Annotated in this window: 23 protein-coding genes; 1 reads left to right on the forward strand and 22 read right to left on the reverse strand. The window is 66.8% G+C overall.

All coding sequences use genetic code 11. The features are described from left to right. Nucleotide 1: 1 nt before the first annotated feature. The 7 genes from ABIE65_RS18370 to ABIE65_RS18400 form a co-directional block, all read right to left on the reverse strand. Entirely contained in the window at nt 2–1,105 is a 1,104-nt protein-coding gene (locus tag ABIE65_RS18370) for a CgeB family protein (RefSeq protein WP_354079746.1), read from the reverse strand. After that, nucleotides 1,102–2,193 (reverse strand): CgeB family protein, encoded by a 1,092-nt coding sequence (locus ABIE65_RS18375; protein ID WP_354079748.1) that lies wholly within the window; start codon nt 2,191–2,193, stop codon nt 1,102–1,104. The genes ABIE65_RS18370 and ABIE65_RS18375 overlap by 4 nt, the downstream gene beginning before the upstream one ends. Next, nucleotides 2,190–3,338: a CgeB family protein gene (locus ABIE65_RS18380; RefSeq protein WP_354079750.1), complete on the reverse strand. Its 1,149-nt coding sequence runs from the start codon at nt 3,336–3,338 to the stop codon at nt 2,190–2,192. Before ABIE65_RS18380 ends, ABIE65_RS18375 begins: the two co-directional genes overlap by 4 nt. After that, the gene (locus ABIE65_RS18385) at nt 3,339–4,484 is read right to left on the reverse strand and encodes a glycosyltransferase family 4 protein (protein WP_354079752.1); all 1,146 of its coding nucleotides are present in this window, start codon (nt 4,482–4,484) and stop codon (nt 3,339–3,341) included. Next, entirely contained in the window at nt 4,466–5,761 is a 1,296-nt protein-coding gene (locus ABIE65_RS18390) for a TIGR04295 family B12-binding domain-containing radical SAM protein (protein WP_354079754.1), read from the reverse strand. Before ABIE65_RS18390 ends, ABIE65_RS18385 begins: the two co-directional genes overlap by 19 nt. Continuing rightward, complete coding sequence (locus tag ABIE65_RS18395; RefSeq protein ID WP_354079756.1) at nt 5,758–7,680, reverse strand: NAD-dependent epimerase/dehydratase family protein; 1,923 nt, start codon at nt 7,678–7,680, stop codon at nt 5,758–5,760. The genes ABIE65_RS18390 and ABIE65_RS18395 overlap by 4 nt, the downstream gene beginning before the upstream one ends. Nucleotides 7,681–7,784: 104 nt before the next feature. Continuing rightward, on the reverse strand, nt 7,785–8,894 hold the full coding sequence (locus ABIE65_RS18400; RefSeq protein WP_354079758.1) for an NAD-dependent epimerase/dehydratase family protein: 1,110 nt from the start codon (nt 8,892–8,894) through the stop codon (nt 7,785–7,787). Between the two features lie 233 nt (nt 8,895–9,127). Here ABIE65_RS18400 and ABIE65_RS27885 point away from each other — a divergent pair, with 233 nt between their 5' ends. Beyond that, entirely contained in the window at nt 9,128–9,358 is a 231-nt protein-coding gene (locus ABIE65_RS27885; protein WP_502918548.1) for a YunG family protein, read from the forward strand. Nucleotides 9,359–9,388: 30 nt separating this feature from the next. On the opposite strand, the gene ABIE65_RS18405 is transcribed toward ABIE65_RS27885, so the two are convergent. The 15 genes from ABIE65_RS18405 to ABIE65_RS18475 form a co-directional block, all read right to left on the reverse strand. Next, entirely contained in the window at nt 9,389–11,092 is a 1,704-nt protein-coding gene (locus tag ABIE65_RS18405) for a recombinase family protein (RefSeq protein ID WP_354079760.1), read from the reverse strand. Between the two features lie 62 nt (nt 11,093–11,154). Then, nucleotides 11,155–11,349, reverse strand: coding sequence for a hypothetical protein (locus ABIE65_RS18410; protein WP_086466206.1), 195 nt, complete (start codon nt 11,347–11,349; stop codon nt 11,155–11,157). A gap of 102 nt (nt 11,350–11,451) precedes the next feature. Then, a complete protein-coding gene (locus ABIE65_RS18415; RefSeq protein ID WP_086466205.1) occupies nt 11,452–12,366 on the reverse strand; it encodes a nucleotidyl transferase AbiEii/AbiGii toxin family protein in 915 nt (304 codons plus the stop codon). After that, nucleotides 12,359–13,273, reverse strand: coding sequence for a type IV toxin-antitoxin system AbiEi family antitoxin domain-containing protein (locus tag ABIE65_RS18420; RefSeq protein WP_354079762.1), 915 nt, complete (start codon nt 13,271–13,273; stop codon nt 12,359–12,361). Before ABIE65_RS18420 ends, ABIE65_RS18415 begins: the two co-directional genes overlap by 8 nt. Nucleotides 13,274–13,314: 41 nt before the next feature. Beyond that, nucleotides 13,315–13,614, reverse strand: coding sequence for a hypothetical protein (locus ABIE65_RS18425; protein WP_142849567.1), 300 nt, complete (start codon nt 13,612–13,614; stop codon nt 13,315–13,317). Next, the gene (locus ABIE65_RS18430; protein WP_086466203.1) at nt 13,611–13,928 is read right to left on the reverse strand and encodes a DUF736 domain-containing protein; all 318 of its coding nucleotides are present in this window, start codon (nt 13,926–13,928) and stop codon (nt 13,611–13,613) included. The genes ABIE65_RS18425 and ABIE65_RS18430 overlap by 4 nt, the downstream gene beginning before the upstream one ends. A gap of 3 nt (nt 13,929–13,931) precedes the next feature. Then, entirely contained in the window at nt 13,932–14,255 is a 324-nt protein-coding gene (locus ABIE65_RS18435; protein ID WP_086466202.1) for a DUF2274 domain-containing protein, read from the reverse strand. 39 nt (nt 14,256–14,294) lie between these two features. Continuing rightward, nucleotides 14,295–15,515: a TraB/TrbI/VirB10 family type IV secretion system protein gene (locus tag ABIE65_RS18440; protein WP_261522662.1), complete on the reverse strand. Its 1,221-nt coding sequence runs from the start codon at nt 15,513–15,515 to the stop codon at nt 14,295–14,297. A gap of 11 nt (nt 15,516–15,526) precedes the next feature. After that, nucleotides 15,527–16,528: a P-type conjugative transfer protein TrbG gene (trbG, locus tag ABIE65_RS18445; protein WP_221931007.1), complete on the reverse strand. Its 1,002-nt coding sequence runs from the start codon at nt 16,526–16,528 to the stop codon at nt 15,527–15,529. Continuing rightward, the gene (gene trbF, locus ABIE65_RS18450; protein ID WP_354079765.1) at nt 16,525–17,244 is read right to left on the reverse strand and encodes a conjugal transfer protein TrbF; all 720 of its coding nucleotides are present in this window, start codon (nt 17,242–17,244) and stop codon (nt 16,525–16,527) included. The genes trbG and trbF overlap by 4 nt, the downstream gene beginning before the upstream one ends. A gap of 3 nt (nt 17,245–17,247) precedes the next feature. Next, nucleotides 17,248–18,591, reverse strand: a complete 1,344-nt coding sequence (gene trbL / locus ABIE65_RS18455) for a P-type conjugative transfer protein TrbL (protein ID WP_261522661.1) — start codon at nt 18,589–18,591, stop codon at nt 17,248–17,250. 21 nt (nt 18,592–18,612) lie between these two features. Continuing rightward, on the reverse strand, nt 18,613–19,326 hold the full coding sequence (gene trbJ, locus ABIE65_RS18460; RefSeq protein WP_142849562.1) for a P-type conjugative transfer protein TrbJ: 714 nt from the start codon (nt 19,324–19,326) through the stop codon (nt 18,613–18,615). After that, nucleotides 19,323–21,848, reverse strand: coding sequence for a conjugal transfer protein TrbE (gene trbE, locus ABIE65_RS18465; RefSeq protein ID WP_261522660.1), 2,526 nt, complete (start codon nt 21,846–21,848; stop codon nt 19,323–19,325). Before trbE ends, trbJ begins: the two co-directional genes overlap by 4 nt. Beyond that, nucleotides 21,842–22,111 (reverse strand): VirB3 family type IV secretion system protein, encoded by a 270-nt coding sequence (locus ABIE65_RS18470; protein WP_142849560.1) that lies wholly within the window; start codon nt 22,109–22,111, stop codon nt 21,842–21,844. Before ABIE65_RS18470 ends, trbE begins: the two co-directional genes overlap by 7 nt. Continuing rightward, nucleotides 22,111–22,419 (reverse strand): TrbC/VirB2 family type IV secretion system protein, encoded by a 309-nt coding sequence (locus ABIE65_RS18475; protein WP_142849559.1) that lies wholly within the window; start codon nt 22,417–22,419, stop codon nt 22,111–22,113. The genes ABIE65_RS18470 and ABIE65_RS18475 overlap by 1 nt, the downstream gene beginning before the upstream one ends. Between the last annotated feature and the right edge of the window lie 2 nt (nt 22,420–22,421).

Raw genomic sequence — 22,421 nt, forward strand, 5'->3', positions numbered from 1 at the left:
CTCAACCCACCTTCGCCAGATTCGAATGCGCCTGCCGCAATGCGGACAGCGCCTCAACCAGCTGGGCGGCCCGGGCCGTGCCCGTGTGCTCGCCCAGCACGATCGCCCGGGCACGCTCAGCCCGGGCGCGCCGCGCATCGTCGTCGCCGGCTTCGATGACGGCGACGACGTCCGCGGCATCCAGCGCCAGCACGATCGCTTCGCCGTCGGGCAGCAGGTCGGTCAGGCCATCCCAGACGTCGCTGACGATCGGCGTGCCGCAGGCGGCCGCTTCGAAAAGTCGGACGCTGGGCGACCAGCCGGCGGCGATCATGTCGGCGCGCGTCACGTTCAGCGTGTGCCGTTGCCGGCCGTAGAAGGCCGCATGCTCGGACGGCGGCAGATGATCGATACGGTCCACGTTCGGCGGCCATGCGATGGCGTCGGGATATTGCGGGCCGGCGACCACGAAACGGCGGTGCGGCAGGCGCCGCGCCGGCTCGATCAGCAGGCGCTCCAGGGTCGGCTGCCGGTCGTCGCTGTAGGTCCCGAGATAGCCCAGGTCCCACACCGGCGCGTCGCCCGTCGGCCGGTAGCGCGTCTCGTCCACCGCGCAATAGAGGGCCATCGATCGCCGCGCCCCGAAGTCGCCGGTGAGGCGCTGCAGGAGCGGCCCGCCCGTGAAGGACAGATACAGGTCCACCGCCGGGATCTGCCGCCGGGCCAGATACTCCTCGTCGCCGCGGCTCAGCTTCGCCAGGGTCACCGGCGTATCGATGTCGTAGAAGGCGACCGGGCCGCGCGCGGCCTCCAGCACGATGTCGAGCGCCGCGACGCCTTCCGGCACGTAGGAGCCGAAGATCACCGCATCGGCGTCGGCAATCGCGCCGCGATGCCGCTCCGCCAGTTCCGTCAGGTCGGCATAGAGCCGGAGGTCGCAGAAATCCGGATCGGGCAGATCCCTGTTCGCGGCGTACCAGGGCACGTCCCGCTCCAGGAACAGCACGCGGTGGCCCAGCCTCTGCAGTCCGCGGATCAGGGCTCGGTATGTCGTCGCGTGGCCGTTGCCCCAAGAGGAGGACAGCGATAGGCCGACAATGACGATGTCGATTGGGCGCTGCGTCATGCCGCGACCTCCGGCTGCTTCGCCAAGCGGTCACGCAACAGGCGGTCGACCTGACGGGCGCGCAGCGCATAGGTGTGATCGCGCAGCACGCGCGCGAGCGCCCGGCGGCCGATCGCCGTCGCCTCCTCGGGCGTCAGGCGCGCCATGATCTCTGCGACGTCCCTGCCGTCGCGGGCGACCAGCACCTCGCGGCCGGGCTCCAGGAACATTTCCAGTCCCGTCCAGGCGTCGGTGATCAGACACGCCCCGGCGCCCGCCGCCTCGAAGACGCGCGTCGGCGGCGAGAAGCCGGTGCTCGCCATGCTGGCGCGGTTGATGTTCAGCACCGCCTTCGGCGTCACGTTGAACGCGTTGTGGTCGCGGCTCGACACGTGGCCGATGTAGCGCACGTTCGCCGGCAGGCCGCGATCCGCCCAGCCCGAGCCGCCGAGCAGGAACGAGGCCTCGGGCCGCGCCGCCGCCGGCTCCAGGAAGAAGTCTTCGACGCGCGCTTCCCTATCCGGCAGGCGGTTGCCGAGGAAGGCGAGGTCGGCGTCGAATTTCGGCTCCGGCGGCACCGGGTGGTGGGTGTCGGGGTCGAGCGCGTTGTAGACGGGGATGCAGGCGGCGGCCCCCAGCGCTTCATAGGCCGACACCACGGGATCGCCGCCGCCATAGGTCAGGACCAGATCGAGGTTCTTCAGCGCCAGCCGCAGCGGATGGTCCGGCTGCGCCTGCAGGTCGGCCAGCGTCGCCGGCGCGTCGACGTCCCAGAAGATCTTCAGGGCTTCAGGCCGCGCCGCGTCCATCACCGCCGCCAACAGCGCGTCGTCCTCGTAGCCGACGCCGCTCGCCTTCACCACGACGTCCGCCGAAGCCGCCTCCGCTGCCGCGCGCCGCACGTCCGCCGGGGTGGCCGGATAGACGACGACCCGGCACCAGTCCGGCGGATCGATGTCCCGGTTCTGCTGCCGGCCGAAGGCGTCGGGCTCGTAGAAGGTGATCTCGTGGCCGTGGGTCGCGAGCGCGCGCAGCAGGCCGCGGTAATAGGTCGCCGCGCCGTTCCAGTAGGACGAGAGAATGCTGGAGCCGTAAAAGGCGATCTTCATTCGGCTGCCTCCTGTTCTCCGGGCAACTGGCGCCGCACCCGCTCCGTGCCGATGCGCCGCAGCACGGCCAGGAGTTCGTCGACACGGTGCCCGCAGGTATGCCTGGCGCGGATGGTCTCGATGCCGGAGCGCGACAGCGACGCCGCCAGGTCCGGATCGTTCAGCACCGCCGCGAGTGCGGTCTTCATCGCATCGCCGCTGGCGACCGACAGATAGTCCTGCCCGGTACGGAAGAGGTTCTCCGCGTCGGACCAGGGCGCCGAGACCAGCGGGATGCCGCAGGCGAGCGCTTCGAACATGCGGATGGTCGGAATGCCCGGCAGCGATTCCACATAGGGCCGCCGCGGAACGTGCATGGTGACGCGGTGGGCCGCGAAGGCGGCCGGAACGTCGACATTGGCGATCCAGCCGCCATAGGCGAGGCCGGCGGCGCGGAGTTGCGCCAGCGCCTCGTCCGGATAGCGAACGCCGCGCACCGTGCCGCTCAGCCCGAGCCGCCGGCAGGGTTCGATCAGGAACGTCTCCAGTTCGCGGGTCCGCTCGCCGTCGCCCCAATTGCCGATCCAGACGAGATCGCGGCCCGATGCCCGCTCGGCCGACGCGCGCTCCGCCGGAGGCTTGAAGAGCGTGATGTCCGCGGCTTCGTGCCAGGTGAAGACCTGGTCCGCCCACCCCGCTGCGAGATAGCGCTGGCGCAAGGTGTCGCCGAACGCGAGGATCGCGTCGTAGTCGGCTAGCAGGAGGTCGGCGATGGAGCGCTCCGCCGACACGGCCCGGTGGTGGGTGTCGTGGAAAAGCAGCGTGAAGTCGCCGCCGCACCGTCGTGCCGTACCGATCCGCGCGACGAGGCCGGGGTCGGTCCACTCGTGGACCAGGACGACATCCGCCGCCGCAAGCGCCGCTTCATGATCGAAAGCGGCGTCGTATGTGCGCACGATGAGGTCGGGGAAGGTCTCGCCGAAGCTGTCGGCAGCGGCGGCACCCTGCTCGCGGATAAGGTTGCTGCGGCTCCACCCGTCCTCCGGCTCGAGGGCCAGCGTCTCGAAGCTTCGGGCGGCCAGTTCGCGGAGGATGCCGCGCAGAAAATGCGCATTGCCGTGATTCCAGTCGGAAATCAGGGAATGCGTGTAGAGGAGAAAGCGCATCTAGGGTGAAACCTCCGCAAACTCGGGCTGCCGCGTGTCGCAGCGTCCGGATGCAGCGCCCGCCATCGCCCCAGCATAGGCCTCCATCAGGAGCGTCGTCTGCCGCTCGATCGTGAACGATGCCGCGCGCGTCCTGGCGCGCGCGCCGAGATCGCGACGCAGGCTCTCGTCCGACGCGAGAGCGTCGATCGCCCGGGCGAAGGCGGCCGGATCGCGGGGGGCGGCGAACAGCGCGGCACCGCCCCAAAGCTCTCGAAATGTCGGGATGTCCGCGAGGACGAGGGCCGCCCGGGAGAGCGCCGCCTCCAGCACCGCCAGACCGAACGGCTCGTAGAGAGACGGCGCCGCGAAGACCGCCGCGCGCCCCATCTCGGCCCGCACCGCAGCAGCGTCGAGGGGGCCGAGCATCCGCGCGCCGGTCGCGGCGAAGCGCTGCCCGAGCGGACCCTCGACCGCACCGGCCATGACGATGGGCCAGGCAGTCTTGCCGGCGGCTTCGTCGAGGACGCGGCCGTTCTTCCCCTCGTCCCACCACCGACCGGCAGCGAAGACGAACGGCTCCTTCGGCTGCGCGGCTGCAGCCGGGGCGGCCGCGTTCGGCACGATCTTCAGGCCGCCGATCTTGCCGTACGCCTCCACCAGGGCACGGGCGTGGCTGGCGGTAGGCGCGAGCGTGAGGCGCGCGGCATCGAAGCCGGCCCGCGTCATGTCGTGCCGCCAACCCCATTCCGCCGGCGCCGCCCCCGAGCGCACCGCCTGCCACCAGGTATGGACGCAGGAGTGCGAGACGACGACGAACGGCAGCCCCACAGGCAGCCCGAGCGCTTGGCTCGGCGCGTTCAGATGCAGCAGGTCGGCGCCGTGACGCTCGGCCGCCGCCGCGAGCAGTCCCGGGACGCCCGCCAGCGCCGGCGCCGCATCCGCCATCCAGTCCAACGGCGCGTCGAGCCAGTCGAGGCAAGCGCCTGGAATGGCCTCGACCTCGCGGCGCTGCACTGGCGACGGCGGGGGGCCCGAACCGACCAGCACCACGCCGACGCCCGCCCCGGCCATGCCGCGGGCGACATCGACGCCGTAGCGCCAGACACCGCCGACCGCATCGACGGTCAGCAGGATCCGGCGCAGGTTCAGCGGCCGGCGCAGCATGAGCGCTCGAGCGCCGGCAGCGGCAGCGGCCGCTGTTCCTGGATGTCGCTGAAGCGATCGAACGCCTCGAGATAGTGATCGTGCGCCCGCTCCCACGCGAGATCGTCGGGCTCGCCCCATTTTGCCCGGTAGCTCGGCGAACTCGGATACGGGTACAGGGGCACGGGCTCGTTCGCCCACACGCCGGCGGCGAGCAGCCTGTCGCGCCATGCCGCGACCATCTCGGCCTCGTCCTCCTCCATGCCGATGAGGTTGGCCTGGACGAACGGCACATGTCGCCGCGCCACGATCAGCAGGTCGGCGAGTTCGTCGGTGTCGAGCCGGCAGCGCTTCGCCAGCGCCTCGCGCCCCTCGACCGTCAGGCTCTCGACGCCCGCCTCGATCGACACGCATCCGGCCGCGCCCAGCAGCTCCAGGAGATCCGGCTTCCAGAGGTCGATCCGGGTCTGCACGCCGAACTGGACGTCCCGCCCGACCAGCGCCTCCAGCAGCGGCTTCTGCGGCAGGAATATCTCGTCGACGAAATAGACGTAGCCGACGCCCTGGGCGATCAGCCCGTCGATTTCCGCCAGGACCGCGTCCAGGTTGCGGCGCCGGTATTTGTCGCGGAAGTCGATCTTCGCGCAGAAGGTGCAGTTGTAGGGACAGCCGCGCGAGGCTTCGACCTCGGCGCCCAGGCCGCGCTGGACCTCCTCGAAGCGGTGATGGTGGTGGGGGTGGTTGGCGATCCAGGCGTCCGGCCAGTGCAGTGGGGGATGATCGACGAAGCCGCTCGCATGGACGCCGCCGTTGATCCGCACGTCGTCGCCGTCCGGCACCGCTGTGGCAGGCACGCGCGACCAGTCGCGCGCCTCGGCGAGTTGGACCACGATCTCCTCGCATTCGCCGCGAACGACGGCATCGACCCCCAGCTTCCGCACCGTCGGTGCCGGCGTCGCAGAGCCGTGCGGACCGACCGCCACGGTGCGGCCGCCGCGGCCGGCGAGCGCCTTCAGGAACTCCGCCGGCACCCGCAGTTCCGGCGGCGCACAGCGCCAGAAGAGATAGGTCGGCGCCGTCGTGACCACCGTCATCTCCGGGCGGTAGTTCGCCACGGCCTCCGCCAGGGCCTGATTGTCCAACGCCTGCAACTGGCCGTCCAGCATCATGACGTCGTGTCCACGCGCCTCGAGCAGCGCCTTCGAATAGCCGAGCTCGAGCGGCAGGTGCGGGTTGCGGCAGCCGAAATAGATGCTGCCGTCATACATCCAGAAGGGGTTGACGAGTGCGACTCTCATGCGAGCAGCCTCCGGGTTTCGTTCTGCGCTCCCTCGCCCTGCGTCCTCAGCCAGTCGGCCAGATCGCGCAGGCCGTCGCGCCAGGGCATCGCGGCCGTCCATCCGACCGTCGTGCGGAGCTTCCGCGTGTCGGCAACGAAATAGAACTGGTCGCCCTGCCGCCATTCGCTCGTCTCGACCGGGGGCAGCCGGTCGACGATGCGATCGATCTCGCGCATCACCATGCGCAGGCTGACAGCGTTGGCCGGCCCGCCGCCGAGATTGAAGACCTGCCCCTTCACCCGCTGGATGTTGTCCAGCAGGGCGCGGTACGCCGCGACCGCGTCGCCGACATGCAGGATGTCCCGCACCTGCTTGCCGTCGCCGTAGATCGTGATCCGTTCGCCGCGCAGGGCCTTGATCAGGAAGTGCGCGACCCAGCCCTGGTCCTCGGTACCAAACTGCCGTGGTCCGTAGATGCAGCTCATCCGCAGCACCGCCGTGGGCAGTCCATAGGATTTCGCGTAGTCCAGGACATACTGGTCCGCCACCCCCTTCGAGCAGCCGTAGGGCGTGCAGAAGTCGAGCGGCCGGTCCTCGCCGACACCGTGATTGCGGATCTCGTCGGCCTTCGGGAGATAACGATCTTCCAGTTCGGCAAGCGCGATGTCCGCGAGATTGCCGTAGACCTTGTTGGTCGAAGCGAAGATGACGGGTACGTCCCGCCCCTGCTTGCGTACGGCCTCCAGCAGGTTGACCGTACCCTGCGCGTTGACCGCGAAATCGTGCTGCGGCTCGTCGAGGCTCGTCGTGACCGCCACCTGGGCCGCAAGGTGGAAGACGGCCGCCGCATCGGCGATCGCGGCATCGAGGGCGGCGGCATCGCGTATGTCCGCAATGGCCGGATGAACCCGGTCCCGGTGGCGCCCGCGGAGCCATTCCAGGTTCGTTTCGACCCCCGAGCGGCTGAGATTGTCGACCACGACAACGTCGCGGCCTTCGCTGAGATAGCTGTCCGCGAGGTTGGAGCCGATGAATCCGGCCCCGCCCACGATCACGACGGGCTTGGCTGGCCGCATTACCGCCGGTGCCGCAAGGCGGCGTGCGTCGTCCAGCTTGCCGACGCCGCCCTCGCGTAGCAGCCGCGCCGTCAGCTTGGGCCTGCCGCCGGCATCCACGACCCCGCAATGATAGTGGCGCGGATCGAAATAGGTCCCCTCCTGCACGGGGACCTCGGCCGGTATGTCCTGCCAGCTGTACCAGTAGAGTCGCTTGGCAGGCGCCTTCAGCGCGTCGAGGAGCAGTGCCCCCTGCTTGAACTCGTCGTTCCGCCAGGTGGAGTAGCCGGCCTCGGTGATCCAGATCTCCACGTCCGGGTTATGGCGGTCGAGCACCGCGCGCATCTCGCCGAGGTGCTTCGCCCATCCGGCCCACGTCCCGGCCTCGCTGTCCCATGTGCCGGGAAAGCCATGGAAGCCGACCGCATGGACCTTCGCGAGGACGCCTCGCCGGCCGATCAGGTCCAGCCAGTTCGCATCGAACGGACACGGGCCGCCGAGGACCGCTTTCCATCCGCGCTCGCCGATCCAGTGCGCCGCAGCCCCCGCCATCTCGCAGAAGAGCAGCCAATCGTTGTCCTCGCGCCAGTCCCAGTCGAGGAGGTTGTTCGGCTCGTTCCACAGTTCGACATGGCTGAAATGGCGGCCGTAGCGCGTGAGGACATGGTCGCAGAAATCGGCATAGTCGAGCAGCCGCCGGGGCGGCCCGGATGCCGCGCCGCTGCGCGACAGCGACGGCGGCGTATAATGAATGCACGGCAGCAGGTCGATGCGCTCTCCCAGGAACGGGATCAGCCAGTCGTACCAGGCCTCGCCGCCCGCAGCGTGGTACTCCGCCCAGGAGATGTGGGTCCGCAGAAACGCCGCACCGGCGTCGAGCATTCCTGCGACCGCGGCTTGCGCCCGGACGTGCTCGCCCGGCCGAAACCATTCGACGAAGCCGTAGGGCCGACCGAATGTTCGGAGCGGTTGTCGAGCGCCGGCGTTCACGCGACCAACCCCCGCGCCTCGAGCGCCTGCCGCATCTCGGCGGCGCGATCCGTCTTCGCCTCGGCCGTCTCGACCCAGGCGGCCACTTCGCCCAGCGACGTCTCCAGGGGATGCTGCGGTTCGAAACCGAGCAGCGCGCGTGCCCGCCCGATATCTGCGAAGCAGTTGCGGATGTCCCCTGCGCGCGCCTTGCGGAGGATCTCCGGACGGATGTCCGATCCCATGGCGTCGGCCAGCAGCTCGGCCACCTGCTTCACGCTATAGGACCGGCCGCTGCCGACATTGAGAACGGCGCCAGCGACGCCGGGCCGTTCGAGGGCGGCGCGGAAGGCGCGCGCGACATCGGTCACGTGCACGAAGTCGCGCCGTTGCTCGCCGTCCTCGAAGATCAGCGGCGGCCGGCCGTTGATGATGCGCGAGGCAAAGTTCGCCAGCACGCCGGTATAGGGATTCGAGAGCGCCTGCCCAGGGCCGAAGACGTTGAACAGGCGCAGGGCCACTGCCTCGACGCCGTAGGCCTCGCCGAAAATCAGCGTCGCCCGTTCCTGCGCAAATTTGGTCAGTGCGTAGATGGACGCCAGATCGACGGGCTTGCCTTCATGGGTCGGGATCGGCGTCAACGGGGTGCCGTCGGGCCCGGCGATCTCCCACCGCCCCTGCCGGACGGCCGCCGCATCGCGCCGCGCATCGTCGACGGTATGTCCGTCCGCGGCGCGATAGAGGCCCTCGCCATACACGCTCATCGAGGACGCGACGACCAGGCGCCGTATCGGCCGGTCGATCAGCGCCTGCAGCAGGACCGCGGTTCCGAGTTCGTTGGCGCCGACATAGCGATCGATTTCGTACATGCTCTGACCGACGCCGACCTCGGCCGCCAGATGAATGACCGAGGACACTCCGTCGGCCGCCCGCCCGACCGCAGCCGCGTCGCGCACGTCACCTTCGACGAACTCGATTTCCGGCGGAAGCGCGGACAGGGCCCCGCCATGCACCTGATCGATCAAGGCATCGAGCACCCGAACCCTGTAGCCACCGCGAAGCAGCTCGTCACAGAGGTGACGACCGATGAAGCCGAAGCCCCCGGTCACCAGTACGCGTTCCTTCATTCCCGTCCTCAACGTCCGGATAACCCCCAGAGCCCGTTACCGAGCCTGTGCCCCTAATCGCATTCGAGGCTTTTGGTTCCGCGAGGAAGCGGCGCATACGCAAATCAGCGTGTTTCGGATTACTTGGTGGCATCGGATGGTCGGAAAAGCGCGCCCCGACACGCGATCGCAGCCATCATTGCCGGCAGGCGCTCTGGTTCCGCCTCCCGAAGCCAATAAGGTCGGAGGAGACGATGTCCGAGGAACGTCGCCCCCTCTCACGCCGACTGGCGGCCGCATGGTCGGCCGATACGGCGACCGCTTGGCGCGACGAGAATCCGGCTCCCGGCCAATGCAGCGTCACCGCCCCGGTAGCGCAGGACCTCGTTGCCGGCCTGCTCCTGAGAACACGGACAGGAAGTACCGCGACTGAGGCCCGGGGGCGCGGGGGCTTGGCGCGTTGCGCGCGATGCCCTCGCGTTTGACGACCGCGTTTGTCGGCAAAGGAGGCAACGTCAGGTTTGCGACGGGCAACGCAAAAGGCCCCGGCGCTCGTGCCGGGGCCTTTTGTGCGTCTGGTTGCGGGGGCCCGCAACGTCTTTTGTTATAACTTGGGATCTGTTGCGGCTTTTGCGCCCGGAAACGATGTCGAGGATGTTCATCGCCTCGCCGCGTAAGGTGGCGTTGACCTCGCCGCGCTTGTCGCCGGGCTCAAGCACCACTTCGTCGACCAGCGCACGGAACGCCTCGGCGGCCTGATCGCGCAGTTCGGGATCGGCCAGAGCCTCGCTCAACTGCGTCACCTTGGCCTTGTAGATTTCGGCGATGTTGGGGTGGATGTCCGGGACATCCTCGGGCGCCTGTTCCATGCGCGCCAGGACATCCGCCTTCTGGCGTTCCAGTTCCTCCATCCGATCCTTCATGGCCGGCTGATACATGCCGTCCTCAATCGCTGCCATGATGCCGGCGATACCGCGTTCGATCTTCTCCAGCGCCTTACGGTCAAGCTCCACCTGCGCCCGGCGTTCACGGTTCTGACTGTTCAGCGCTTCGGCATAGGCGCGCACTGCCTTGGCGACCCGCTCGGCCGAAACCAGCCGTTCGGTAAGGCCGGACAGAATACGCTGCTCGATGTCATCGCGACGGATGGTATGGCCGTTGTCGCAGGTACCCCGCCGATAACGATTGAGACAGCCATAGCGGTCACGGGTGATGATGCCGTAATTGCCGCCGCAGCAGCCGCATTTGAGTAGGCCGGAGAACAGAAAGGCGGGGCGGCGCAGCTCGTTGACGTGCTTGGCACGATAAGCGCGCACGCCTTTGGTGACATTCTCGAACTGCCTGGAAATCTCCTCCTGCCGCCGCCGCGCCGCCTGCCACAGGTCTTCGTCGACGATGCTCAGTTCCTGCACCTCGGTCCTGATCCATTCGGCCTCCGGGTTGACGCGCGAGACGCGCTTTCCCGTCGCCGGGTTCTTGATGTAGCGGAGCCGGTTCCAGACCAGCACACCGGCATAGAGCTCGTTGTTGACGATGCCGGTGCCCCGGCAGACATGGCCGCGAATGGTGGTGTCTCCCCAAGCCTTGCCATTGGGACCGGGAATACCGTCGCGGTTGAGATCGGCGGCGATGGCCTTGGGGCTCTTGCCGGCGGCGAATTCGCGAAAGATGCGGCGGACGATCTCGGCCTCGGCCTCGTTGATCTTCCGTTCGCCGCGCACCTGCTCGCCATCGCCGTTGAGCCGCTTCACGACGTCATAGCCGTAGCAGAGGCCGCCGCCCGCCTTTCCCTTCTCGACGCGGCCGCGCAGACCGCGGTGGGTCTTGGCGGCGAGGTCTTTCAGGAACAGGGCGTTCATGGTTCCCTTGAGACCGACATGCAGCTCCGAGATCTCGCCCTCGGCAAGCGTCACGAGCGTCACGCCCGCGAATTTGAAATGCTTGTAGAGGATGGCGACATCGGCCTGGTCGCGGCTGATGCGGTCCAGCGCTTCCGCCAGCACGATCTCGAATTTGCCCGCCTGCGCGTCCTGCAAGAGCGCCTGAATACCCGGCCGCAAGGTGACGCTTGCGCCCGAAATGGCGGCGTCCTTGTAGACCCCCACCACTTTCCACTTCTCCCGCGCCGCCTGATCCCGGCAAATGCGGAACTGGTCCTCGATGGAGGAAACGCTCTGATTGTCCGAGGAATAGCGGGCGTATAGCGCAACGCGGGTCATAAGACTTTCCTTTCTCTCAAGGGCGGATTTCACCCGTCCGGTTCCCGCCCCTCTTCCTTTGGTCAGTTGTCGTTGGCCGCCCGCTTCCGCCGCTCCCGCTCCCAGGCCCTGATGTGTTCGCAGGCGATGTGGCGGCCAATGGCCCGCGCGATGGTGTCCAAGTGCCGCTCCGCTTCTTCCCTCGCCAGTTGCTCTGGCCCATTATCGTTCGCCGGAGGCGGGATGACCGCGGCCGCCTGGTCCTCCTTTTCCTTCATGGGTCGAACCTTTCCAGTATTGATGCATACTGGATAAGGATCGCGCAAAAGCAGCCGAGTTCTTATGGCCGTTATATACCCTGGTCTTCTCCCACGCCTCCTTTAGGCAAACAGCGCCTTCAACATTTCTCCCTGCTCGGCATGCTTGGCTGGATTTTCTGCCTTGAGCCTGCGCAAGTTGAGAAGCTTCCACTGGATGGCGGGGAGCCGTTCGCCCTGGGGCAGGTCGATGAGAGCGAAATCCGGTTCGGCGTTGTGAAGCGACATCAGGAATGCCGCTGCGTTGTCGGTCAGACGCCTTCGGACATCCGTGATCAGGCGCGTTCGCGCCGTTTCGAGATCGGACAGCGCGATCTCTTCCCGCGTCATCCCAACGAATTCCTCAGTGTACAGTTCTTCTATCGGGATAGCCGGTGGCGCCAGCAGTTCGTGCGGCGGACGGCCGGACGCGCAGACATAGACCAGAAAGACCCGGAACAAATCGTCCGTCAGCCCCTCATTCTCATAGAGCAGGTGGACATCGTAGAGATCGCGCGGGTGCTGGCGGTCGAGGGCGGCATGCAGCTTGCCGGCAAAGAGGTCCTCGAAGGCGAGCACCGGCATCTCGGCGAAGCCAAAGGCCTCCTCCACCGCGTCCGAAACCCTCATCGGCACCGGCGACAGCACCGTTCCGCGCATGACAGGCGAGGTCTCGATCTTCACACTCGCCGCACCGCGAGAGGCCATGATGCGGGTTTCCAGGTTCCCGCCGCCAGCGATGCGCTGGAGCCGCACATCCCTGTTGCTGCGGCCGAATGAGTCCATGATCCGGTCGAGCGTGGCATCGATTTGCTGAAGAGAGACGGCGCGATCCTCGATCGGCACATAGGTCAGATCGATATCGACCGACAGACGCGGCATGTCCCGGTAGAAGAGATTGATGGCCGAACCGCCTTTGAGCGCAAAGACCTCCTCAGCCGCAATGGCCGGCAGGAGGCGCATCAGCAAGCGGACCTGCTCGACATAGCGTTCACGCATGGCTCGCGTCCTCGTCCCCATCCGCAGGCAGAAGCGTCTCGGGCACATAGATCCGGTAGACCGGGTGCAGTTTTCCGCCCTTCACCAGCGCGCGCGGGCCGGATCCGAAATCGATGGCGCTCTTGTCAAGATGCTTCACCCAGGCATGGGCATGCCGGTCGGCGAACACGAAGAACAGGCGCTTAACCTTGATGCTTCGGCAAGCGCGCAGCAGGGTCATCAGGCGCTTGGGACGCAGGTTCGTCAGCCCCTGAAAGATCATGTCCAGATTGTCGAAGGTCGCGTGGGCTGGCAGCTCGTCGAGCGCTTCGAGGATGGCGCGCTCGGGGGACGAAACCTTGAGCGGCCAGCGCCAGGGGCTCACGGTCGGGCCATGTCCCGCCCCCACCCCCGGCGCGCTCTCGAATTGGTGCTCGGCATTCTCGACGCCGGCAAGGTCGTCACCGAACAGGACGCGCGAGCGAACGACGAACTGTGCCTTGCCCGGAAGGCGGGCCAGCCAGGAGGGAACTTCGCCATAGAGATAGACACGCTCCCCGCCGCCAAGCGGCAGATAGTGAGCGAGCCCATGGAAGCCGAGCGCGCTCAAGCCACCCAGATGGACGTCATGTTCCATGATCCATTGGATCGACAGCAGCGGGAGCTGCCAGTCGGTCTCCGGTCGGACAAGCGGGCGCCCTGCCTGATCGGTATGAGGCAGCGGCCGGCGGTAGACCCCGCGTACCACCCGCTCCAGCCAGCCCCGCTCGGCGTAATCGTGGATGGACTTGGGATCGATGCCGAAGCGCTTCAGCCATGCGGCGTCGACCAGGAAGCCGGGAGGAACGCGCTCCAGAAAGGGCTTCAGCCTTGGTGTTCTTTGATGGCTCATAACCATCAAATTCGCATATTTTGAAAATATGCGCAACTTTCATTTCCTATATATCCCCTTTTGATGGTCCATAACCATCAAAAAATGGAGACTTCAAAATTCTCTATGCCATTGCCGTCCGGGACGGGCGCACCGGCAGGAACGACCACGGACGCACCCCTTTTCGAGAGCCCGGCAGGACGATGATACGAATCCTCGGCACATACGCTTATGGTCCGAGGATTCGTAACAATCTCCCCTGCAGGAAGGCTCGCCTTGCCTTCCGCGACATCCACACGACCGCGAAGGGCGCGACTTCCGAATTCATGGGCAAAAGCCATCGCCGTCTGAAGTCTTTTGCGAACGATTTCGGAATAGAGCAAATCGGAGCAGTTCATCCCTCCCGCCGCCTGTTCCAGACGAGCTGCGCCCAGTCCCCCTCCTCGGAGGGGAACAGGGCGGCGGTGAAGGGTTCGGGAAGGCTCGGGTCGTCGAGACGGAGGCGGAGATAGTATTTCGGGTGATCACCCGTTGTCCGGGCATCCCAGGCGTCACCGATGCGGGCGTTGCCGACAAGGACTCGGAATGCCGGGGCGTTGTCATGGGTACGGTCGTCATTGGGGACGAGCCGGACTTTGGCGTCGATGGTGAGCGTGCGGATGGAACCGGTCCAGCCCCCGTCATTGGACAAAGTGAAGGTGCCGATTTGCATAGGTTACTCCTGGAATTGCGATGCGGATGAGACAGCGGGCGACGCCGCTTCGCTATCGCCCGCGCGGGGTGAGCGGGCGCGCCGCGCCGGTTTGTCGATGTTCGTCTCGGGCAACCCCTCCTTGCGCGCCTTGGCGAAGGCGCGGTCGCTGTCGAGGAAGGCCTCCAGCATGAAGGGAATGAGCTCGGCGACGGACTCGGCCTCGCCATAGGTGGCGCGGTAGAGGATCGCATAATCCCGTAGCGCCTGGTTCAGGTCGGCGCCGACGGTGATGGTGATCTTCGCCGGCGTGCGGTCGGGCAGTTTTCCGAGTTTCAGATTGGCCATGATCGATCCTCCTTTGCTTAAAGCTTCGGTGGACAGGTTTCAGCCCTGGTAGCGGCGCAATACGAGATCCCTGTGGACGATGATCCTGAGCGGCCAGCCGGGACGGACGGTGATGGTCGGCTGGATGTTCAGGTTCTTCTCGGTGATGCGCTGGCCGGCCCGGTTGACGTTCTGCTGGGTGGATTCGCGGATCGCCCGGACCAGGTCGCTCTCGTCGCTGCCGAGGCTCAGCTCCGTGCCGACGCCGAGCAGGGTGGCAAGCGCGATGCCCTTGATGAGCCGCCAGGTGTGGTAGTCGACCTCGTCCTCGAGGCCGGCATAGCCGGCGGTGTCGGTGGCGGGCAGATTGTCGATCTCGATGGAGGAGCCGTCGGGCAGGATGATGCGCTGCCAGACAAGCAGCGCACGGGACTGGCCGAAGGCAATCACGCTGTCATAGGTGCCGATTAGGCGCGAGCCCTGCGGGATCAGCAGCGTGCGGCCGGTCACCGTGTCGTAGACGTTCTCGGTGACCTGGGCGGCGACGAGGCCCGGCAGGTCGGAATTGATGCCGGTGATCAGGCTCGCGGCGATCACACTGCCGGCCATCACCTGATGGGGCGAGACCGGGGTCTGCAGCGCATGCGGATTGTAGATGCCGCCAGTATCGCGCTGATTCAGGAAGTCGAGCTTGCGCTGCTGGTTGTTCTGGTCGCGTTCGGGATCGAGTGCCAGGCGGTCAGCGTCGGGCAAAACTATCTCCGTCGCTGCCATTTGCTGGGACTGGCCCGTCACTGCCGGCGTGTCCTGCCGCGGCCGGTTCTCGATCCGGAAGAAGACGCCGGCCTCCTTCGCCTGGATGGCCTGCTGGGCGAGGCGCTGCTCCTCGGCGGACAATTCCGATCCTCCCGGCGCGATGCCGAGCTGCCGCTGGCGTTCGAGGATCGGCCGGCCGAGATCGCCGGGCAGCGGCGGCCCGAGCTGCGGTGTCTCCGGCTTGACCTGGCTGTAATCGCCGGGCAACGCGGCAAGGCCGTCCGGGGTCGGTTTGCGTTCGGTGTTGTAGAGCTCCTCGGCCTGGTCCTGGATTCGCAGGGCCGGGCCTTGCAGCGCCATCATGGTCACGCCGAGGATGGCGCCGGAGCCGAGCGCGGCCACGCCGATGACAAGGCCGCGCCTGAAGCGTACGACGCGGCGGGGCGCGGCGCGCAGGTCCAGCTTGCCGGGATCGCGCTTGGACGAACCGGCAGGTTTTGGCGTGGGTGCGGCGGGATCCGTCATGGCCTCTCCCCCTACCGGTCCGTGCGCGAAAACAACGCGGTGCGCCGTGGCGTCTCGTCGGTCCGGGAAATCCGAACCACCTGCTGCGGCTTGGCGCCGAGGCGCAGTTCGGCGGCAGCGAAGAGGCGGTCGACGATGTAGTAGTTGCCGCGCATGCGGTAGTTGACGAGCTGGTTGCCGCCGTCGGCGCCCACCACGAAGAGCGGCGGCGCCTCGCCCTGGTCAATGCGGCGGGGGAACTCAATATAGACCTTGTGGCCGTCGTCGAAGGCGCGCAGCGGTTTCCAGGGCGGACTGTCGCCGGTGATGGCGTAACGGAAGCGGATGTTCTCGAGCGCCACGTTCGAGGCGACCGGCAACGCCGCCTCGGCCGCTGTGTTCTGTCGGCGCAGGGCGAGAATCTGGTCGGACGGATAAGTCCAGGAGATCGCCGCCATGGCGGTCCTCTCGGTGCTTTCAAGCTGGAGGTGATAGGCGCGCCGGTCGGTGGTGATGACGAGATTGGTTTTGAGGTCCGGCGCGAAGGGCTTGACCAGCACATGGATGCGCTCGCTATCGTCCGTGCCGCTCACCGTGTCGCCGATCACCCAACGCACGGTGTCGCCGGCGGAGACGGAGGTGAGCTTTTCGCCGGGCTGCAAGGCAATGTCGCTGACGCGCTCGGGCGCCGCATAGAGACGGTAGAGCGCCCCTTCCGTATAGGGATAGACCTGGATGGCGTTGACATAGCCGTGCTTGGTCGGCTCCTGGGTCGCCGCCTTGTTGGCGTCCTCGACCCGCTCGGTCGGCGGGCGCTTGTCCTCGGTCACCTCGCCGGGCTCCGGCAGAAGCTGGCCCGGCAATGGCAGGACCTTCGGCACCTCGACGATCTTCACCGGCCTGGCCGGTTCCCTGTCGATGACGGCCGGCTTGAAGTCGTCGGAGTCGTAGCTGATCGTTGGCGGCAAAGGCTTTGTGGCGCAGGCGGACAAGGCCAGCGCCGACACGGTGATGACGAACATGTTCTTCTTCATTGAGAGGGCTCCTTGGGCAATTGCGGCGCAGTGGCGTCGAGTTCGCGCGACCAGTCGATGGCGTTGACGAAGACGCCGAGGGGGTTCTTGCGGAGCTGCTCGGCGGTGCGCGGGGTCTGGATCACGACCGTCAGGATCGCGGTCCAGCGCTCGGTGCGGGCCAGGCTACCGCGCTCGAAGACCTGCTCGGTCCACTTGACCTGGAAGGAGGCGTCAGAGGCCCGCACAACGCTCGTCACCTGGACCGAGACGCTGCGGGTGCCGATCGCGCTGAAGGGATCGTTCTTCTTAGCGTGGTCGTTCAGGAACAGCGCGGCGCGGTCGGTGGCGAAATCGTAGGCGGACAGCCAGTTCTGGCGCACCAGCACCGGATCGGTGGACACCGAACGGACGTTGGTGATGAAGCGGGCGAGGTGCCAGGCGATCTGGGCGTCGGCCGGCTGGTAGTTCTGGATTGCCGGCGCGACGGCGCGCGCCTCGCCGAACTTGTCGACCTCGACCACATAGGGCGCGACGCGGCTTTGCAGCGACTGCCAGAGCAAGCCGCCGGAAAGACCGATGGAAAGCGCCAGGCAGCCGAAGGCCATGACCCGCCAGTTTCTTGCCTGGATACGGGACGCGCCGATGCGCTCGTCCCAGAGCTGGGCGGCCCTCTGATAGGGAGTGACGGGCTCCGGCGTCGTGCCGTATCGTTGAATCGGTCGTCGGAAGAACATGGGTCAGTCGTCCTTGTCATTGAGGGAGGGATTGGCGCCGTTGCCGGGCCGGTCACCGTCCTTGATGGCTTGGGTGGCGGTCTGCCGATGCGCACGCGCCGCCTGTTCGGAGCGCAGGCGGTTCGCCCAATCCGGCGGGGAACTGGAGGGGATGCCCGCCGATGCGGCGCTTGCCTCCGACATGGAGGCGGTCGGCGTGCCGCCGGTGGCCGTCCAGGCGCCACGGCGTCCGGCATCGGCGCTTTCTTTCAGAGAGGAAGAGGCGCGACCCGCGACTTGGCGCGCGGCGTTTGTGGCGGCTCCGCCGGCAGCGCGCGCCATGCCACCAACACCGGCCGCGGCGCCTGCCATGCCGGACGTCCCGGAGGTCGCCTGTCCCAGTTGGTAGGCGGAAGAAGCGGCAGACCCCATCGCCGTGCCCGCGCGGATGGCGGAAAGACCGCCGCCAGCGGCCATGCGCGCCCCGGCAAGCGCCGCGCCACCGGCGAGCATGGTCGCGCCCACCGCAGCACCAGTTGCGCCGAGGGCGGCGCCGGCGCCGAGCTGCGGTGCTCCGGATACAAGACCCGAAGCGATGCCGGGGCCGAAGATGCCGAGACCGAGCAGCGCCAGAGCGCCCAGCACCCGCGACATGGCGGCGGCAAGGTCCGGTTCCTGACCCTGAAGGCCGTTGGTGAAGGAAGCGAACAGCGTCGAGCCGATGCCGACGATGACGGCGAGCATCATCACCTTGATGCCGGAGGAAATCACGTTGCCGAGAACCCGTTCGGCGAGGAACGACGTCTTGTTCCAGAGCGCGAAGGGCACCAGGACGAAACCGGCGAGCGTCGTCAGTTTGAACTCGAGCACGGTGATGAAGAGCTGGATCGCCAGAATGAAGAAGGCGATGAGGACCAGGAACCAGGCCAGCAGCAGGACGAAGACGGTGAGTGCGTTGCCGAAGATTTCCGGAAAGCCGACGAGATTGCCGACCTGATCGATGAGCGGATACGCCGCCTCATAACCGGTGGCGGCGATCGTGCCAGGTTTGAGCAGATCGTCGGCGGCGAGCGTGCCGGGCGCGGCCTGGATGCCGAGACCGGAGAAGGACCTGTAGATGATCTCGGCAAGGTTCTGGAAGTTGTTGAGGATCAGCGCGAAGACGCCGACATAGAGCACCTTCCGGATCAGGCGCCCGATGATGTTGTCCTCGCCGCCCAGAGCCCAGAACAGGCCTGCCAGCGTGATGTCGATGCCGATCAGGATGGTGGTGAGGAAGGCGACGTCACCCGACAAGAGTCCGAAGCCGCTGTCGATGTAGCGGCTGAAGGTCTCCATGAACCGGTCGATGATGCCGAGATCATTCATCGCGCGTCGCCTCCCTGCCGGTCAGTTCCCAGAATAGGCGGAGCCGGAACCGAGGAACCTGCGCGTTGTCTCGCGCGCCGCTTCCTCCGCCTGCGCCTTGCGCGCGGCGTCTTCTGCCTCGGCGCGGTAATGGGCGGCCATCAGCGTCTGGATCTGCATCTGCTGCTTGGCCGAAAGCGCAATGAGCTGATTCGCGGCCTGCTGCGCCTGCAGCGCCCCGACGGCGCCATGGCTCCGATTGACGAGATCGGTGAGTAGCCCTTCGTCGACGCGCACGTTCTCGACGATCTGCGATTGCACCCGCATGGTTTGGCGGAAAGCGTTCATGGCACTCTGCCAGCGCTCGCGCGCGGCAGTGGCGATATCGCTGGTGCTGACCGTGGCATCGTACGAGCTTGGATATTGCTGCCGCCACTGGCCTTCGAGCTGCGTCAGGTCGAAGCTGAGGCCGTCGACCTGCATCATCAGCCCGTCGATACGGTTCAGCGCCCCCTGGAGTTGTCCGAGCGAGGAGAAATCCAGCCGCTGAAGGTTCTTTGCCATGTTCTGCAACATGACCGCCTGGTTCTGGAGCTGCTGGATCTGGTTGTTGATCTGCTCCAGCGCACGCGCCGCCTGCAGGACATTCTGACCGTAGTTGGTGGCATCGAAGACCGGCCAGGCGGCATGGCCCACCTGTGGCGTAGCGATGGCAAGAGATGCGGCGAGGAGCGCCGCGAGAGACGTGCGTTTCATGGTGTTGGCTCCTGTATTTGGGGAGAGAACGGGCCGAGGATGTCGGCGGCCCAATCGAGGCCGCGGGCTCTCAGAAACTCGACGGCGAAGGCCTCCCTGCCGTGCTCGGCCAGGATTGTGTCGATGAGGGTCTGGGAGGACGGATCGGAGGCGCCGCAGAGCGCCAGTGCCACGGGGCCGAGGCCCAGCTCGAACAGCCGGTTGCCGCGGCGCGATTGCAGGTAGTAGTGCCGTTTTGGCGTTGCCTGCGCGATCAGTTCGATCTGCCGATCGTTGAGGCCGAAGCGCTCATAGGCCGTGCGCGCCTGGGGTTCGATGGCCCGGTCGTTGGGAAGAAAAATGCGCTGCGGGCAGCTCTCGATGATGGCGGGCGCGATGGAGCTGTCGGCCACGTCCGCCAGCGACTGCGTCGCGAAGATCACCGACACGTTCTTCTTGCGCAGGACCTTCAGCCATTCGCGGATGCGGGCGGCGAAGAGCGGATTGTCGAGATAGACCCAGGCCTCGTCGAGAATGAGCAGCGTCGGCCGCCCGTCGAACCTCTCCTCCAGACGGTGGAAGAGGTAGGTCAGCACCGGCAGGACGACGCCAGCCTCATGCATCAGTTCCTCGGTCTCGAAGCATTGAACCTCGGACAGCGCCAACCGGTCCTCGGCGGCGTCGAGCAGCCGGCCGAAGGGGCCATCGAGCGTATAGGGCTGGAGCGCGGCCTTGAGGGCGTTCGCCTGGACGAGGACGGACAGGCCGGTGAGCGTGCGCTCCTCGGCCGGCGCGGTGGCGAGGTTGCACAGCGCCGACCAGACGGCCTCCTTCACTTCCGGGGTAACGGTGACATGCTCATGAGCGAGCAGCGCGCCGATCCATTCAGCCGCCCAGCTTCGCGTCGCCGGGTCGTCGATGTCGCGGAGCGGCTGGAAGGCGAGCGCGTTCGTGATGTCATCAGGGGCCGCACCCAGCGCATGATGCTCCCCACCCATGGCCAGCACGGCTGCGCGCGCCGAATTGCCCTTGTCGAAGATGGTGACCTGAGAGCCGGCATAGCGCCGGAATTGCAGTGCGATCAGCGACAAGAGCACCGACTTGCCTGCGCCGGTCGGGCCGACGATCAGCATGTGGCCGACATCGCCCACATGGGTGGAGAGGCGGAACGGTGTGGAGCCGCTGGTTTCCGCATGGAGTAGCGGCGGACATTCTGTCTGAGTGACTTTGGCGAGATGGGCGTTGCGCGCCGGTCCGGCCCACACCGCCGAGAGCGGCATGAGATGGGCGAGGTTCAGGGTGTGGACGAGCGGCTGCCGGACATTGGCGTAGACATGGCCCGGCAGTGAACCGAGCCAGGCTTCGACGGCATTCACCGTTTCCCGAATGCAGGTGAAGCCGAGGCCGTTGACGATGCGCTCGACGGCGCGGACCTTTTCCTCCGCGGTATCCCGGTCCTCGTCCCAGACGGTGATGGTCGTCGTCAGATAACCGAAACCGACATGATCACTGCCGAGCGCCTGCAAAGCGGCGTCTGCATCGAGCGCCTTGTTGTCGGCGTCGCTATCGACCAGTACAGCAGGCTCGTTGGTCAGCACCTCGCGCAGGATCGCTGTGATCGACTTGCGCTTGGCGAACCACTGCCGGCGCAGGCGGGTGAGCACCTTCGTCGCCGCCATCTTATCGAGCGGGATGAAGCGCGTGCCCCAGCGATAGGCAAAGTCCTGATGGTTCAGTGCGTCGAGGATGCCGGGGCGGGTCGCGTTCGGAAAGCCGAGGATCGTCAGCGTCCGCAAGTGCCGGTCGCCGAGCATCGGCTCCAGGCCGCCGGTCAAGGGCGTATCGACCAGCACGCCATCAAGATACATCGGCGTTTCGGGCACGGCGACGGGATGGCGCTTCGTCGAAATCGCCCCGTGCAGAAAGGTCAGCGTCTCGGCATCGTCGAGCGCGCGGATCTCCGGCAGGAAGCCGCTGAGCAAATCCAGCACCCGCTCGGTCTCGTCCCGGAACCGGGCCAGTTCCTGCCGCCAGTTGCGGCCGCCGCCGTCCCCTTCCCCCTTCCGGTCGGAATCCAGCAGCGCATTCTCGGTGCGCGCCTGCGCGTCGGGCGGCGGCATGTAGAGAAGTGTGAGGTGATAGCGGCTTTCGAAATGCCGGCCCTGCCCGTTCGCCGGGTCATCGCTCCACCGGGGCGATGACTGAACTGACTCACCTTCAAAGGCCGCGCGGCGTTCCTCATCGACGAGCCATGAGGCCGCATCCGGGAAGTTGGACCGCGGATAATCCTGCGCCTCAAGCCGCTCCGCCTCGAAGAACAGCGCCCAGCCGGAGCCAAGGCGCTTCAGCGCATTGTTGGCCCGTGCGCCGAGCCCGACCAGTTCGGCCTCCGTCGCGCTTTCGAGATCGGGGCCGCGAAAGCGGAAGCTGCGCTGGAAACTGCCGTCCTTGTTGAGGACGATGCCGGGCGCGAGGAGCGCCGCCCAGGGCAGAAGATCGGCGAGCCGGTCGGCTCGCCCACGGTATTCGGCCAAGCTCAGCATCGCCACCACCCCCGTTGACGCAGATGGCGGGCGAGCACGGGCAGGAAGTCCGGATCGTGCCTGGCCGCAAAAACGCTGAGCGTATGCCCGGCGACGAACAGGCCGAGCCCGGCGATCCACTGCTGGAGACCGAGGCCGATGGCGGCCGCCAGCGTGCCGTTGAGGATGGCGACGGCGCGCGGCGCGCCGCCGAGCAGGATCGGCTCGGTCAGCGCGCGATGGACGGGGATTTCGAAGCCCTCGATGTGGCGAGCAGCATCCATCAGACGAGCGCTCCGCCGCCGAAGGAGAAGAAGGAGAGGAAGAAGCTCGACGCCGCGAAGGCGATGGACAGGCCGAAGACGATCTGGATAAGCCGACGGAAGCCGCCAGAGGTCTCGCCGAAGGCGAGTGTCAGGCCGGTTACGATGATGATGATCACCGCGACGATCTTGGCCACCGGCCCCTGAACCGATTCCAGGATACGCTGGAGCGGTTCTTCCCACGGCATGCCGGAGCCCGCCGCATAGGCCGGCGCAACCATGAAAAACGTGAGGGCGGTAGCCGACAGAAATCGGAGCTTTTTGCGCATGA

The organism is Constrictibacter sp. MBR-5 (assembly GCF_040549485.1).
In the GTDB taxonomy this organism is placed as follows: domain Bacteria; phylum Pseudomonadota; class Alphaproteobacteria; order JAJUGE01; family JAJUGE01; genus Constrictibacter.

Bases quoted from the DNA above. Each gene is read 5' to 3' on its own strand.
- ABIE65_RS18370 (WP_354079746.1), bottom strand. From the start codon at position 1,105: ATGACGCAGCGCCCAATCGACATCGTCATTGTCGGCCTATCGCTGTCC.
- ABIE65_RS18375 (WP_354079748.1), bottom strand. From the start codon at position 2,193: ATGAAGATCGCCTTTTACGGCTCCAGCATTCTCTCGTCCTACTGGAAC.
- ABIE65_RS18380 (WP_354079750.1), bottom strand. From the start codon at position 3,338: ATGCGCTTTCTCCTCTACACGCATTCCCTGATTTCCGACTGGAATCAC.
- ABIE65_RS18385 (WP_354079752.1), bottom strand. From the start codon at position 4,484: ATGCTGCGCCGGCCGCTGAACCTGCGCCGGATCCTGCTGACCGTCGAT.
- ABIE65_RS18390 (WP_354079754.1), bottom strand. From the start codon at position 5,761: ATGAGAGTCGCACTCGTCAACCCCTTCTGGATGTATGACGGCAGCATC.
- ABIE65_RS18395 (WP_354079756.1), bottom strand. From the start codon at position 7,680: ATGCTCGACGCCGGTGCGGCGTTTCTGCGGACCCACATCTCCTGGGCG.
- ABIE65_RS18400 (WP_354079758.1), bottom strand. From the start codon at position 8,894: ATGAAGGAACGCGTACTGGTGACCGGGGGCTTCGGCTTCATCGGTCGT.
- ABIE65_RS27885 (WP_502918548.1), top strand. From the start codon at position 9,128: ATGTCCGAGGAACGTCGCCCCCTCTCACGCCGACTGGCGGCCGCATGG.
- ABIE65_RS18405 (WP_354079760.1), bottom strand. From the start codon at position 11,092: ATGACCCGCGTTGCGCTATACGCCCGCTATTCCTCGGACAATCAGAGC.
- ABIE65_RS18410 (WP_086466206.1), bottom strand. From the start codon at position 11,349: ATGAAGGAAAAGGAGGACCAGGCGGCCGCGGTCATCCCGCCTCCGGCG.
- ABIE65_RS18415 (WP_086466205.1), bottom strand. From the start codon at position 12,366: ATGCGTGAACGCTATGTCGAGCAGGTCCGCTTGCTGATGCGCCTCCTG.
- ABIE65_RS18425 (WP_142849567.1), bottom strand. From the start codon at position 13,614: ATGAACTGCTCCGATTTGCTCTATTCCGAAATCGTTCGCAAAAGACTT.
- ABIE65_RS18430 (WP_086466203.1), bottom strand. From the start codon at position 13,928: ATGCAAATCGGCACCTTCACTTTGTCCAATGACGGGGGCTGGACCGGT.
- ABIE65_RS18435 (WP_086466202.1), bottom strand. From the start codon at position 14,255: ATGGCCAATCTGAAACTCGGAAAACTGCCCGACCGCACGCCGGCGAAG.
- ABIE65_RS18440 (WP_261522662.1), bottom strand. From the start codon at position 15,515: ATGACGGATCCCGCCGCACCCACGCCAAAACCTGCCGGTTCGTCCAAG.
- trbG (WP_221931007.1), bottom strand. From the start codon at position 16,528: ATGAAGAAGAACATGTTCGTCATCACCGTGTCGGCGCTGGCCTTGTCC.
- trbF (WP_354079765.1), bottom strand. From the start codon at position 17,244: ATGTTCTTCCGACGACCGATTCAACGATACGGCACGACGCCGGAGCCC.
- trbL (WP_261522661.1), bottom strand. From the start codon at position 18,591: ATGAATGATCTCGGCATCATCGACCGGTTCATGGAGACCTTCAGCCGC.
- trbJ (WP_142849562.1), bottom strand. From the start codon at position 19,326: ATGAAACGCACGTCTCTCGCGGCGCTCCTCGCCGCATCTCTTGCCATC.
- trbE (WP_261522660.1), bottom strand. From the start codon at position 21,848: ATGCTGAGCTTGGCCGAATACCGTGGGCGAGCCGACCGGCTCGCCGAT.
- ABIE65_RS18470 (WP_142849560.1), bottom strand. From the start codon at position 22,111: ATGGATGCTGCTCGCCACATCGAGGGCTTCGAAATCCCCGTCCATCGC.
- ABIE65_RS18475 (WP_142849559.1), bottom strand. From the start codon at position 22,419: ATGCGCAAAAAGCTCCGATTTCTGTCGGCTACCGCCCTCACGTTTTTC.